Here is a 13071-nt window from a genome sequence, read left to right as displayed (position 1 = left end):
GGTGGTCAATTTGGCCCGGAATGCCTGGTCAGTTTGCCCCGGAATGGGGTGGTCAATTTGACGCGGAATCACTGGTCACATTCCGCCGGAATCAGGTGGTCAATATCAGCGGTATATCCATGCACGGATGCCGTCTTTTTTGCTTTGGTAGCCCTGCGCTTCCATCCATCCCGAAATTTCAACTACTGCGCCTTTGGTTAGGTATTCGGCAATGCCGGAGTTGCGCCAGTAGGCACAGTCAACGAATGCGGTTTTTTCCTTTTTTTCGCCCGCTTTGTTTTTCCATTTTTGGTTAATGGCTACGGTAAAATTGATTACCTGTTTGTCCCCTTTGACCGCATTGATGGTTGCCTTTGCGGTTAGTCTTCCTGTGAATAGCATAATTTTAAATGTTTAATAATGAATAATTTGTTATTTGCTTTTCCTTTTCGCCGCCTTGCCCTGATTGATTATTTTTAAAAGAAAAAGGGAAAAAAGAAAGCAAATCGTAAAGCCCGGCAGCGGGCAAGAGGAAACGGAATAATTGGAGGGGACCCTTTGGGGAGGAAACCGTTTATGCCGTAGTCTCTTGCAACCCGACGACAGATCCGGGCTTGATTTTAGCTGCGCTTTTTACCCGTTTCGTTTAAAATAATTATCGATTAAATAAAAAAATGCCATTGGAGCCGGAGGCGATAAGAGTTTCCAAGAACTGCAAAGAGTTTCACTAACAATACATCCAAGTAAAACTAACACTAGCACCACGCATGACCATCCATTTTTCCGCAAGAGGGATAGCAGCGGCATCCTGCGAAGCAGATACAGCGTATAGCCCGGCCCGAAGGGCTTGCCATTATTTGCCTTATGCTTAGCGCTGCTCTTGACAAAGCGGAACAGTATTGCTTATATTTAAAATAAGCGGGGCTTTTACTTTATTTAATGGCTATGGGATTATTAAATTTCTTATGGAAGCTATTCAGGATCAAAGAAGGGGTTTAACGGTACACCGGAAATGTTCCTGGCGCGGGCTTAAACTAAAGGGTGCTTCTGTTGTTAATAAACACGATGAACGAAGAAAGAACGAAAACCCGGTATAGCGATAGCGAACTTGGGGAATTTAGAGAACTGATACAGGAAAAAATTAAGTTGGCGAGAGAAGAATTTATTGAACTGGCAAGCTCCTTAAATTCTTCGAACGCTAATGGAGACGATGCCGCTATTGCAGGTAAGACGCTGGAAGATGGTTCTGCCACGTATGAAAAGGAACAGACAAATCAATTGGCCGCCCGCCAGAAAAAATTCATTGAACAACTGGAGGCTGCGCTGCTGCGCATCAAGAATAAAACCTATGGCATTTGCCGCAGCACCGGGAAGTTGATCCCTAAAGAACGTTTGCGCGCGGTGCCGCATACCACCCAAACTATGGAAGCTAAACTGAAACAACCTTAAGGTTATCATATTGGTCGCTGCCGGTATCTTCCGTAATTATTAAGGCTTTATCGCTTCCACCCGGTCAAATATGATCTTCAACACGGCGACAACAGGTATGGAAAGGAACATGCCGGTGATACCCCATATCATTTCTCCTATCACTAAGCCGAGTACAGTAACAAGTGCATTGATCCTTACTTTTGAACCCACAACCAATGGCAGCAACACATTACTATCAATCATATGGGTAACTAGCACTGTCACCATTACCCAAATCACTGCCGTGCTATCTGGCAATAATAATTCATGTTTTTAAAATATAAATTTAAAAGATTTGAGCTTAATAGAGCTGTAAACCATGACGACAATTTAAATTTTTGGCAGCAACAAATGCTGATGAACGAAATGGTAAGGAGCTTATGGTTTTAACATATTAATTATGGTTAGTAATTAAAAACGGGAGAAAAATAATGGGTAAAATAAATACTTATTAGAATCTCCTAATTTAGCGAAAATCAGCCGGATCTTCGATTCCACCATTCGATTATAGGATTTACCAAAACAAGGTTAAAATGTTAAAACAACAAGTAATTTAGTATTTTGATATATGAAAATATTTACCGCTGTCATTTTACTTCTTTTAGTATCTAAAATTCCTGTTTGTGCCCAAACAACCGATTTAGATAAATACAATATGGTTTGGAATACTCAAAGCCAAAATTCATCACAATCTATGCCCTGTGGCGGCGGCGATATTGGGTTGAATGTTTGGGTTGAGCATGGCGATATTTTGTTCTATATAGCCCGTAGTGGCACTTATGATGAGAACAACGCGCTGTTAAAGTTAGGGCGTGTAAGAGTTCATCTTTCCCCTGATCCATTTAGCTCAACTAATTTTAAACAGACACTACACCTAAAGGATGGTTATGTAAGTATTGAAGGGGGTAATCCCGATGGGCTGACAGCAGAAATAAAAATATGGGTAGATGTTTTTAACCCCCGCATATACCTAAATATAACCGGCTCCCGGCCTTTATCAGCAAAGGTAACTTACGAAGCCTGGCGCTACCACGATACGGAAAAAAAAGGCCTTGAAAATAACGAGAATTCGTACAAGTTTGCAGCGCCCAAGCCAATAGTTTCCTATAAAGACTCCATAGCTTACCGCAACGGTGGCATATTATTCTATCACCAGAACCGTCACGCGCCAACAGCGTTCGACGTGACCGTACATCAGCAGGGGCTTGACGGGGTCAAAAGCCAAATGTTCGATCCTATTAAAAATTTAATATTCGGCGGTATACTAACCGGCGATAAAATGGAAGCCGATGTAGTATCAGACGGCAAGTACATCAATACAAATTTCCGGGGATGGCAGTTGAAAAGTATCCAAGCGTTAAAGTCAAGAAATATAACTTTAACGCTTCATACACAACAAACACCCGATATTGAGCAATGGAAAAACAAACTCAGTTCCTTGGGTAAAAAACTCGATAATGAACATAAAGCCATGCAGGTTTCACAAAACTGGTGGCACCGTTTATGGCAGCGTAGTTATATATATATCAACCCTAATAACCCCGGCAAAGACACTGTCGCCTGGCAATCGGGGCGTAATTACCAGTTGTTCCGTTATATGCTGGCTTGCAATGCGTTTGGGAATTATCCTACAAAGTTTAATGGTGGGTTATTTACTTACGACCCGGCTTTTGTTAACAATGATTACGCTTTTACACCCGATTTCCGGAATTGGGGCGGCAGCATTTTTACTGCGCAAAATCAACGGCTGGTGTATTATCCAATGCTGAAAAGCGGTGATTTTGACATGATGCTTCCCGAATTTAACTTTTACCTTCGTCTATTAAAAAACGCCGAATTAGCTACGAATTCCTACTGGCCCCACAAAGGCGCACGCTTTACCGAACAGATAGACAATTTTGGCTTATCTGATTTTGCTGAATATGGTATTAACCGACCCAAGGATTTTGATGCCGGTGTCGACTATAACCCCTGGCTGGAATATCATTGGGATTCGGTTTTAGAATTTTGCTATATGATGCTGGAAACCGGCGAGTATGGCGGCAAAGACATCAAACCTTATTTGCCCTTTATTGAAAGCTGCCTTACTTTTTTTGATGAACATTACCGTTACCTTGCCCTCAGGCGCGGGGCAAAAGAGTTGGATGGAGATGGCAAGCTTATACTTTTCCCGGGTTCGTCTGGTGAAACTTTTAAGATGGCCTATAATTCTACTACTACTATTTCGGGGCTTAGAGCCGTTTTACAAAAGCTACTTTCTTTATCGCCCGCAAACTTAGACAGCAGCAAACGGTATGAATTTAGTGCTATGTTGAATCGTATCCCCCCTATTAGCTACCAATACATCAACGGGCACCAAACCATTGCCCCGGCAAAATCGTGGGAGCGGATCAATAACGAGGAAAACCCACAGTTATACCCTGTTTTTCCATATGGCGTATTTGGGATAGGCAAACCTAACATTGATGTAGCCATGAATACCTGGAAATACGATACCCTGGCTATAAAATTTCGCAGTTACATAGGCTGGAAGCCAGATAATTTGTTTGCCGCCAGGTTGGGCCTAACCCATGAGGCTGCGCGGCTTACCTTTGATAAACTTAAAAATTCGGGCAGAAAATTTCCGGCATTCTGGGGGCCGGGTTTCGATTGGACACCAGACCATAACTGGGGTGGTTCGGGTATGACGGGGCTGCAGGAAATGCTGTTGCAAACGGCGGGGAACAAAATATACCTATTCCCCGCCTGGCCTAAAGATTTAAATGTTCATTTTAAACTGTACGCAACCGGGCAAACCATAATAGAATGCAGCTATAAAGACGGTAAGATCCAGGCGTTGACAGTTACCCCCAAAGCCCGGGAAAAAGATATTGTAAACTGTTTAGAGTGAAAATGGTTCTATTAAAAGGAATAAAAATCCAGAACTCAGCAATAACCATTTCAGTTATACCTTAATTAAGCAGTACAGAAACTTATACAAAAACAGCATCAAAGTCGCTTTGACAAAGAATATATCATACCTCAATTATGAACCAGTTTAATTACTATCCTTTGCGCTTTACGCCGATCTATCAATACCGGCTTTGGGGAGGCCGTAATTTAGCGGACTTCCTGTCGGAACCTTTACCCGATGGCCCTGTCGGCGAAGCCTGGTTGCTGAGCGACCGGGATGATCACCCCAGTTTAGTGGCAGATGGCGACCTGAGCGGACAGTCACTGGTGGAGCTTTTCAAAACCGACGAAGCGGGACTGATGGGTAAGTTCGCCGGGCAGTTCAAACGGTTTCCGTTGCTGCTAAAGTTTTTAGATTGCAATGATGTGCTGTCGGTACAGGTGCATCCCTCAGACGATCAGAAAGCGTATATCCCAAAAGGTGAAAATGGCAAAACAGAAGCCTGGATGGTGCTTTCGACCAGGCAGGAAAGTTTAGTCTACGCCGGACTAAAACCGGGCACTACGCCTCAAAAACTGGAGCAGGCGATCCGCGATAAAACCGTTGGTCAGTACCTGCATAGCTTTAAGCCAAAGGTTAATGACAGCGTATTGATCAAGGCGGGTACGGTTCATACCTTGGACGGATTGTTAGTTTTTGAAGTACAGGAAAACAGCGACGTCACCTTTAGGTTGTATGATTGGGACCGGACGGATAAAAAGACCGGCAAACCACGCGAACTGCAAGTGAAAGAAGCGCTGGCCTGTATAGATTATAGCCAAATAGATATCGGCCCGGTAGAGCCTGATCATGATGAACCGCCGGAGGTATTACGTTCAGATCATTTTATCGTTTGGAAACATCAAAAAACCGATCCATTTATGGCAGGCAAGGCTAATGAACCAAGGATCCTTGTCTGCACAAAAGGCAGCGGCAGGCTAAATTCCGGCCAAACAGTTTTTGAGGTTACAAAAGGCCAGGTGTATTTGTTACCTGCACAAATCGGGGAATGCAGCTTCGAACCGTCAGGAGACACCGCGTTATTAGAGATAGGTATCCCATCATGAAAAAATTGATCGTATTTGACCTGGACGGCACCTTGGCCGAAAGCAAAGCCGCTATCGATGCGGAAATGGCCGCTTTATTCAGTAAGCTACTAACCGTCGCCCGGGTAGCCATCATTTCCGGCGGCGACTGGCCGCAGTTTGAAAAACAGGTTATCGGACAACTGCCATCTGGTACCGACCTGGGTAGCCTTTCCATCTTACCAACCTGCGGCACTAAATTTTATGCGTTTGATGAAAATGGATGGAAGCAGGTATATGCGGAAAATTTCAGCGACGAAGAGCGGCAGAAGATCACTGCTGCCCTGCAACAGGCCGTTGACGAATCCGGCTTTAAGTCGCCAAAAGTATGGGGAGAACAAATAGAGGACCGTGGTAGCCAGATCACCTTTTCGGCCCTGGGGCAAAAGGCCCCGCTGGAGCCTAAAAAGGAATGGGACCCGGACTTTGAAAAACGGAAAAAGATCAAGAAAATACTAGACAACCTCCTGCCCGGATTTGCCATCAACCTGGGCGGGGCAACCTCCATCGACGTGACCAAGCCGGGCATCGATAAAGCTTATGGTATGCGAAAACTCCGTGACCTATTGAAGATAGATGTCAAAGCCATGCTATTTATGGGCGATGCCCTTTTTGAAGGTGGGAATGATTTCCCGGCACGTGCCTCAGGCGCGGATTGCATCCAGGTGCGTGATCCGGAAGAAACTAAAAAAATAATGGCGGCAATCATTGCCTGCCAGCAATAACATGAAAGCATTGAAATTAAAACGGCTCGGCGTCCTGATTGGATATTCCGGCGCCATTGATCACCCTGTTCTTAAATTACGATCAGTTGATTCCGGAACACTTTGACCAGATTAATCTTTTGACAGTCAATTTGGATTTCTGTTACTATTTACACAACCTGATGGTTTGCGTCCTACGGAATAGCCTGGTCAGGGCTCCCGGAATATCCAAGTAAGGGAGAGATTACACCGCCCTGCGGCGTGCCTTGTTCAGTTGGATTAAATACCTCATCCTCTAACACCCCGGCTTTTACCAAGCCTTAATCAATTGTCTTAGGCTGGGAATTGTATTTAACTTACTTAACAGTTTCTCATGACTTATCCTGTCAAAGCATTTCTCGATATCGGCATCTAACACATATTTGGGTACGCTTCTGATTGACAAAAAGATTGCTTCAATAGCATCGTGAACTGATCGCCCGGGTCGAAAACCATAACTATTGGGTTCAAACCTGGCTTCCCATTCGGGTTCAAGGGCTAATTTAACCAATGCTTGTGCTGCACGGTCTTTCATAACAGGTATGCCCAAAGGGCGTTTTTCATCACTGTTGGGCTTGGGTATCCATATCCGGCGCGTTGGTTTGACTTTAGCTTCTAATAAGTTTAGCTTACTAAGTTTCATCCTTTGCACCGGCGATAATCTCCTGACACCATCAACACCTGCAGTTTTCTTGCCTTGATTGTCCTGTGTCACTTTTCTAATCGCCAATAGTTTGGCAGCATTAGATTTCAATAACAGTTTTTGTAGTTTACGCATGGAAGTCACATCTCCACGCTGGCTTGCCTGATAAATTCGCTTTTGCAGCTTGAATACGTTTCGCTGGATTTTCTTCCAGTTAATCGTGTTCCATTCATACATCGGTCGCGTTGCCGTGTTCATCGTCTTAAGCTGTTACTTACTAAATTTATCATTAACGTCGTGGGTACGTCAGCCTATCCTTTGGCTTTCCCAGAGGCATTTGCTTCTTACCCAATCTCTTCTTACTAAGGCATAAGGATGGCTTCCCTCTGCTTTTGCAGAGCCTTAATAAGGTTACCTTGTTCCGATTATCTGTTTGGTCTTTATTCTGTTGACCTTGAGGGTTAGCGTCCTACTTTTCACCGGATACATTCGTTTGAACGATTGATAAGCGACAAACTATCAATCCAGTATCATTCCCATTTTGGGCAAGCCTCACAACCGTAGTTGAATAATCTGAGTAGGCTTGTGGATAGTCACGATGATTCAGGCATAGGTTCGTCTCCTACGCATACCTCTACACTCGCAAGGGATTAAATGTCAGATTCCATTCTTACTTGCTTTCTTCCCTGCTGCATTTAAATAGTTGCCACCTGTATAAATGAGGAAAGTGTTTTCACCTGTTCAAATAGGTGGAATGGTGTTTCCATTCACCAGATAATCAGTTATTACAAAGAACATTTGTAATGTCCGCTTACTTAACTCACGGACAACAAGTCACACTGCCGCTGCAATCCGTAATGCCTAAAGTGAATGGTCAGTCACCTTTTTAAAGTCGGAGTTTACCCGAGCAGTTTTTGCCTGCTAATGTCAGGCGTGTTGAGCCTGCTGATCGCCTGCGTCTCCAATGGCATTTTTTTTTAATCAATCCTATTTTTAGGCGAAACGGGTAAAAAGCGCAGCTAATATCTTGCCGGACATATGCGGGTTCAAAAGAATCACTGACAGGGATCCTTCCCGGTGGCGGGGTTACTGTTTATCTGCCAGCACTCCTTGGGAAAGCACGGGCGCTGGAAGTAATTCTGGGCCGAGAATTGTTTGATGCTGAACTGGCAGAACGTTATGGCTGGATCAACCGGCTATCCCTGCCGATCAGATCGATAATTTTGTAAAAGTGTTGGCCACAAGGTTCGCCAAACTTGATCCCGGCGTAATTGCCTCAACGAAGGCCGCTATCAACGCCGCGGTTGGTCCGCAATCCAATGGACTTGTCGAAGAAAACATTGAGGCGTATCATGACCTCTTTGTTTTTATCATCAAACGTGCACAGATAACCCGAAACAATAATGAATTGCCCGATATGGCTTTCCAGTTTTTGTTTGGTGATGTTTTCGAGATCTAACGGCGTGATCAGTGGCAGTTTACTGTGTTCCCAATATTCACGCGCCTTAATGGATGTAGCGCTGTAACTGATCTTCTGATTGTCGATAGTTTCGATCTTCCACCCGTCCGGTGTGTGGTTTAACGTCGCTAATTGCCAGATCTGTGTACCGTCGTTTAATGTGATTTTATAGCTGATAGCGTTGCCACCATTACTTTTAAGGTCGGCATATTTCCAATCTTGCCCATTGTATCTAATCAGGATTACTGCCAATACCATTTCCTATTGAACTTCTATTCATCAACACGCAAACATATTGATACCCACCCGTGTTCCCCTTTAAATCATATGGGAACTTTACAACACATTGAACATCAGATCTCGGCGATTAACGATTTGATCAAGATAAATAATGACCGCATTGCCGGTTATCAAAAGGCGCTTTCTACAGGTACAGATGCCGACCTGCAAACGCTGTTTGAGAAATATATTCAGCAAAGCCAGGATGCCGTTCGCAAACTCCATGAACAGATCCATACACTGGGTGGCTTACCTTCCGATGGGACCACCGTTGCCGGTAAGTTTTACAGGACGTGGATGGATGTGAAATCTGTGTTTAGCGGCCCAGACAGGTATGCGATATTGTCAGACTGCGAACGGGGCGAAGATGTGGCCAAAGGCGCGTATCGTTTGGCACTGGATGATAAAGAACTGATCTGGGAAGATCCGGCGCTGGTAAAGTTACTTACCGGACAGTTCGATGATCTCAAAGCTGCCCATGATGAGGTCAAAGCATTACGCGATGCGAAATAAATATTTTATACGTTAACGACCTTTTCTTAAAATAGAAACGCTAGGGTCAGCCCAGGCGTTTATCCTTTATACCTGTATATAAAACGGTGCGTTACAACCGTGCTCTTCTTCATTTTACCGCGTAATCTTTATCACACACCACTTAAACTTGAATTACGCTATTTGCAAAAACTATGCTCAACAGAAATGACATTTTCGGCTATACACCGGGCCCTCAATACAATAAACCGGTCGCTTATTTTTCGATGGAATTCGCCATCGATCAGGCCTTGAAGATCTATAGTGGCGGTCTCGGCTTCCTGGCAGGATCGCATCTAAGAAGCGCTTATGAACTAAAACAGAATCTCGTCGGTGTAGGCCTGCTGTGGAAATATGGATACTACGATCAGCTGCGCGACGGAAATAACTATATGAAACCGGATTTTATAAGGAAAGACCCAACCTTTCTGCGGGATACGGGCCTAACTTTTACCGTTGAAGTGCATGGAGCACCGGTGCATGTAAAAGCTTATTTATTAAGACCGGAAATATTCGGTTCGGCTCCCCTTCTTTTGTTAAGTACAGACGTTCCGGAAAATGATGAGGTTTCCCGTTCGATTACCCATTGTTTATACGATCCTAATGAATCCACCCGTATCGCCCAGAGCATCATTTTAGGAATTGGCGGAGCTATGGCGCTTGACCAGCTGCAACTGACACCCGAAGTTTACCATATGAACGAAGGGCATGGGGTGGCTCTTAACTTTTATTTATACGCCAAGTTCAATAGCCTGGAAGAGGTTAAAAAGCGGGTCGTGTTTACCACCCATACGCCGGAGATGGCCGGGAATGAATCTCACAACTATGGCCTGCTGAAAGAGATGTCCTTCTTTTATCGTATGCAGGAACATGAGGTTAGATCAGTTTTGAATATGGAAGGCGATCAGTTCAACTATACGCTCGCGGCTTTGAAATTTGCGCGGAAAGCGAACGGAGTATCGAAGATCCACAGTGAAGTGGCCAGAGATATGTGGAGTGCTAACCCAGGCGTTTGTGAGATCACTTCAATCACCAACGCGCAGAACAAAGTCTATTGGGTGGATAAAGTTTTGGATAAGGCCTTAACTATAGGTGACGATCAGTTACTTGTCAGGAGGAAAAAAGAACTGAAACGGGAGCTCTTTAAAATAGTAGCAGACCAATGCGGCAAACTTTTTGACGAAAATGTACTGACGATTGTTTGGGCTAGGCGCTTTGCCGGCTATAAACGTGCCGACCTGATGATGAGGGACTGGGAAAGATTTATGCGTCTGATAAAGAGTACCGAATTTCCGGTTCAGGTGATCTGGGCAGGCAAGCCTTATCCCAAAGATGAAGGTGCTATCGGGATGTTTAACCAGATCATCGCCAAATCAAATCCGATCGCCAATTGCGCGGTGCTCACCGGATATGAACTCAGTTTATCGGCAGCGCTCAAAAAGGGAGCAGATGTTTGGCTAAACAATCCAAGGATGTACCGGGAAGCTTCTGGTACAAGTGGCATGGCAGCTGCCATGAACTGTGCCATCAATCTATCGATGCCCGATGGCTGGGTGCCGGAATTTGCCAGGGAAAAGGAAAACTGTTTTGTCATACAACCAGCGGCGGACCAATCATCTGAAGACAAAGACCGGTTGGAATACGAAAGCATGATGGACGTTTTAGAAAAAACCGTACTTCCTATTTATTATAAGGATCAACCGCAATGGATAAATATCGTGAAGCAGGCAGCGGCGGACATCGTGCCGGCATTCGAGGCCGGCCGCCTGGCTGATCAATATTATAAGCTTATGTACCAGTAAACAATGATAAAAAGAAAGCAATTACCAGCAAACAAATGACCTGTTAAACAGTTGAATAACCATATCATATACAGCATAAAAAATTGACAAATTCTGTATACATCTAATAATAGTCGTTGGATTTTTTTAACGGTGATATTTAAGCTTTGAACTTGTATGAATAATAGCCTTTGCACACAGTACTTCCGTGTTTATCAGAATGAGACATCGATAACCGAAGTTCCTGGCAACGCTTCCCAATTATCTCATTCGGATACGTTGATAAAAGTCGGTTCGTCGTTGCCTGATAATAATAATTGGAAAGATTATAGCCTGCGCTCCGAAGCCATGGAAATGGCCAAGGCAGGTGCTTTAGCATATATTGACGAACTCATAGGTCAGGGAGAATCGGGTTTGGGCACCTTGCTGCAATACAGGATGGATCATTATGAGGATCTGAACATCAATTTGATCTATTCAAATATTGAGAATGTGAAAAGAACCGAAGAAGGCTTACCAATAGTAAACATCACGTCAGATCATTTGGTATGATATTAACGGTCAACGGCGGATCTTCCAGCATTAAATTCGCGCTTTATCAGACTGGGAACCCGTTGGTCAAAATTATGAGCGGGCAGGTGACCCGCATCGGGTTGCCTGGGGCTGAGTTAGTATGTAATCAAAATGAGGAACAGCAAACGTTACCCATTAAAGCCACTGATTATTTATCAGCCATCGATCATTTGATGAAATGGCTGGATTTAAAGGTGGATCCAAAAAAAATAAAAGCCATAGGACATCGTGTGGTACATGGGATGCAGCATACCGCCCCGACTTTGATCACACCTGGCTTACTGGCAGACCTAAAAGAAATTATCCCCTACGATCCTGATCACCTGCCCAACGAAATTAAACTGATCGAGGCCTTTCAAAAGCGCCATCCTAAAACACGGCAATATGCCTGTTTCGATACTTTCTTTCACCAGGATATGCCAACCGTAGCCAAACTGCTGCCCATTCCGCGCCGCTTTGGAAAACATGGCATCCATAAATATGGCTTTCATGGCATTTCTTGCCAATATCTGATGAACGAGCTGGAAAAGATAGCGGGTAAAAAAGCAGCACTTGGTCGTGTCATCATTGCACACTTAGGCAATGGCGCAAGTTTGACTGCGGTATACAAAGGCAAAAGCACCGATACCAGTATGGGCTTTACGCCAGCGGGTGGATTACCCATGAGCAGCCGTTCCGGCGATCTTGATCCCGGTGTAGCCTGGATAATGATTAAAAAAGAAAAACTAACTCCCAATCAGTTCAACCAACTCATCAACCATGAGTCCGGTTTGCTGGGCATATCTGGCACTAGCGGTGATATGGGCGACCTGTTGCAGCAGGAAGATAATGATACAAAGGCTGCTGACGCAGTCAACCACTTTTGCTACCAGCTCAAAAAATGGATCGGAGCCTATTCTGCGGTATTGGGTGGTTTGGATACGCTTATTTTTTCCGGAGGGATTGGGGAGAACGCTCCTATTATTCGGTCGAGAATTTGTGACAATCTGGACTTATTAGGTGGAAATTCTGGAAGGCTTGACCAGGCTATTCCGTAGGATGTAGAGCACCAATTTGTGTATTCATGTTTAGAGAACGGCAGTTAATGATCAATAAATTGACATGGTCAAAGTGTTTCGGAACAATCTGTTCGCTATTTCGGAACAAGGTGATCAATGGCTCCGGAATATCCAGTTCAAGCCCGGATTTAAAGGGGCGCCGGAAGTTTCTGGCTATGGTATTAGAACTGCAATCGCGGAACAATCTGGAATTTTCGGAAAAGGAAGTTTTACAATGGGGCGTGGTCATGCAGCAACTGCAATCGGAACACCAATCATTTCGGGCAGAGCTTAAAAGAATATTAGATGGCTTTTCCGCATTAAATTGCCTTATTAGATTACAAAAACACCTTGCTAATTGGAAAGTTAAGCAAATAGATTGATAATTATTATGAGGGGAAGACCGAGCGATGCTTATCACTGTCTCACCGACCGTATTCAGGATACAAATTTAGCCTGAACATCTACGCCGATCACTTGACTGACGGCAAAATAATTCTGCAAAATAATACTTGTAAATCGTCAAATTCGTCTATAAACCTACTTGTCCTATTGGCTC

The 13071-nt window shown here is 44.2% G+C and carries 13 protein-coding genes; 9 read left to right on the top strand and 4 right to left on the bottom strand.

Annotation, left to right across the window (positions count from 1 at the left end; translation table 11 throughout):
• Positions 1–105: 105 nt before the first annotated feature.
• On the bottom strand, positions 106–381 hold the full coding sequence (locus EPL05_RS12180; protein WP_128534250.1) for a single-stranded DNA-binding protein: 276 nt from the start codon (positions 379–381) through the stop codon (positions 106–108).
• A gap of 663 nt (positions 382–1044) precedes the next feature.
• Between EPL05_RS12180 and EPL05_RS12175 the strand changes: the two genes are divergently transcribed.
• Positions 1045–1428 carry a TraR/DksA family transcriptional regulator gene (locus EPL05_RS12175; protein WP_128534249.1) on the top strand — a complete coding sequence of 128 codons (384 nt, stop codon included), beginning with the start codon at positions 1045–1047 and terminating at the stop codon, positions 1426–1428.
• Between the two features lie 39 nt (positions 1429–1467).
• On the opposite strand, the gene EPL05_RS12170 is transcribed toward EPL05_RS12175, so the two are convergent.
• Positions 1468–1707, bottom strand: coding sequence for an AI-2E family transporter (locus EPL05_RS12170; protein ID WP_394342729.1), 240 nt, complete (start codon positions 1705–1707; stop codon positions 1468–1470).
• Positions 1708–2017: 310 nt separating this feature from the next.
• Here EPL05_RS12170 and EPL05_RS12165 point away from each other — a divergent pair, with 310 nt between their 5' ends.
• The 3 genes from EPL05_RS12165 (at position 2018) to EPL05_RS12155 (ending at position 6191) form a co-directional block, all read left to right on the top strand.
• Positions 2018–4339, top strand: coding sequence for a DUF5703 domain-containing protein (locus EPL05_RS12165; RefSeq protein WP_128534247.1), 2322 nt, complete (start codon positions 2018–2020; stop codon positions 4337–4339).
• A 137-nt stretch (positions 4340–4476) separates the two neighbouring features.
• Entirely contained in the window at positions 4477–5448 is a 972-nt protein-coding gene (locus tag EPL05_RS12160) for a type I phosphomannose isomerase catalytic subunit (RefSeq protein WP_128534246.1), read from the top strand.
• Positions 5445–6191, top strand: coding sequence for an HAD-IIB family hydrolase (locus tag EPL05_RS12155; protein ID WP_128534245.1), 747 nt, complete (start codon positions 5445–5447; stop codon positions 6189–6191). The genes EPL05_RS12160 and EPL05_RS12155 overlap by 4 nt, the downstream gene beginning before the upstream one ends.
• A 289-nt stretch (positions 6192–6480) precedes the next feature.
• On the opposite strand, the gene EPL05_RS12150 is transcribed toward EPL05_RS12155, so the two are convergent.
• Together EPL05_RS12150 and EPL05_RS12145 are read right to left on the bottom strand one after the other, a co-directional pair.
• On the bottom strand, positions 6481–7110 hold the full coding sequence (locus tag EPL05_RS12150; RefSeq protein WP_208394735.1) for a reverse transcriptase N-terminal domain-containing protein: 630 nt from the start codon (positions 7108–7110) through the stop codon (positions 6481–6483).
• A gap of 1018 nt (positions 7111–8128) precedes the next feature.
• A complete protein-coding gene (locus EPL05_RS12145; RefSeq protein WP_128534244.1) occupies positions 8129–8569 on the bottom strand; it encodes a hypothetical protein in 441 nt (146 codons plus the stop codon).
• 69 nt (positions 8570–8638) lie between these two features.
• On the opposite strand from EPL05_RS12145, the gene EPL05_RS12140 reads away from it, so the two are divergent.
• The 5 genes from EPL05_RS12140 (at position 8639) to EPL05_RS12120 (ending at position 12807) form a co-directional block, all read left to right on the top strand.
• A complete protein-coding gene (locus tag EPL05_RS12140; RefSeq protein WP_128534243.1) occupies positions 8639–9103 on the top strand; it encodes a PA2169 family four-helix-bundle protein in 465 nt (154 codons plus the stop codon).
• A gap of 173 nt (positions 9104–9276) precedes the next feature.
• Positions 9277–10923: an alpha-glucan family phosphorylase gene (gene glgP / locus EPL05_RS12135; protein WP_128534242.1), complete on the top strand. Its 1647-nt coding sequence runs from the start codon at positions 9277–9279 to the stop codon at positions 10921–10923.
• Positions 10924–11079: 156 nt separating this feature from the next.
• Entirely contained in the window at positions 11080–11454 is a 375-nt protein-coding gene (locus EPL05_RS12130; RefSeq protein ID WP_128534241.1) for a hypothetical protein, read from the top strand.
• Complete coding sequence (locus tag EPL05_RS12125) at positions 11451–12512, top strand: acetate/propionate family kinase (RefSeq protein ID WP_128534240.1); 1062 nt, start codon at positions 11451–11453, stop codon at positions 12510–12512. The genes EPL05_RS12130 and EPL05_RS12125 overlap by 4 nt, the downstream gene beginning before the upstream one ends.
• Positions 12513–12576: 64 nt before the next feature.
• Entirely contained in the window at positions 12577–12807 is a 231-nt protein-coding gene (locus tag EPL05_RS12120; protein ID WP_128534239.1) for a hypothetical protein, read from the top strand.
• The last annotated feature ends 264 nt before the right edge of the window (positions 12808–13071 follow it).

The organism is Mucilaginibacter gilvus, assembly GCF_004054195.1.
GTDB classification, from domain to species: Bacteria; Bacteroidota; Bacteroidia; order Sphingobacteriales; family Sphingobacteriaceae; genus Mucilaginibacter; species Mucilaginibacter gilvus.
The sequence above is the reverse complement of the archived record's forward strand: the minus strand, read 5'-3'. Positions and strand labels throughout refer to the sequence as shown.

Bases quoted from the DNA above. Each gene is read 5' to 3' on its own strand.
- EPL05_RS12180 (WP_128534250.1), bottom strand. From the start codon at position 381: ATGCTATTCACAGGAAGACTAACCGCAAAGGCAACCATCAATGCGGTC.
- EPL05_RS12175 (WP_128534249.1), top strand. From the start codon at position 1,045: ATGAACGAAGAAAGAACGAAAACCCGGTATAGCGATAGCGAACTTGGG.
- EPL05_RS12165 (WP_128534247.1), top strand. From the start codon at position 2,018: ATGAAAATATTTACCGCTGTCATTTTACTTCTTTTAGTATCTAAAATT.
- EPL05_RS12160 (WP_128534246.1), top strand. From the start codon at position 4,477: ATGAACCAGTTTAATTACTATCCTTTGCGCTTTACGCCGATCTATCAA.
- EPL05_RS12155 (WP_128534245.1), top strand. From the start codon at position 5,445: ATGAAAAAATTGATCGTATTTGACCTGGACGGCACCTTGGCCGAAAGC.
- EPL05_RS12150 (WP_208394735.1), bottom strand. From the start codon at position 7,110: ATGAACACGGCAACGCGACCGATGTATGAATGGAACACGATTAACTGG.
- EPL05_RS12145 (WP_128534244.1), bottom strand. From the start codon at position 8,569: ATGGTATTGGCAGTAATCCTGATTAGATACAATGGGCAAGATTGGAAA.
- EPL05_RS12140 (WP_128534243.1), top strand. From the start codon at position 8,639: ATGGGAACTTTACAACACATTGAACATCAGATCTCGGCGATTAACGAT.
- glgP (WP_128534242.1), top strand. From the start codon at position 9,277: ATGCTCAACAGAAATGACATTTTCGGCTATACACCGGGCCCTCAATAC.
- EPL05_RS12130 (WP_128534241.1), top strand. From the start codon at position 11,080: ATGAATAATAGCCTTTGCACACAGTACTTCCGTGTTTATCAGAATGAG.
- EPL05_RS12125 (WP_128534240.1), top strand. From the start codon at position 11,451: ATGATATTAACGGTCAACGGCGGATCTTCCAGCATTAAATTCGCGCTT.
- EPL05_RS12120 (WP_128534239.1), top strand. From the start codon at position 12,577: ATGGTCAAAGTGTTTCGGAACAATCTGTTCGCTATTTCGGAACAAGGT.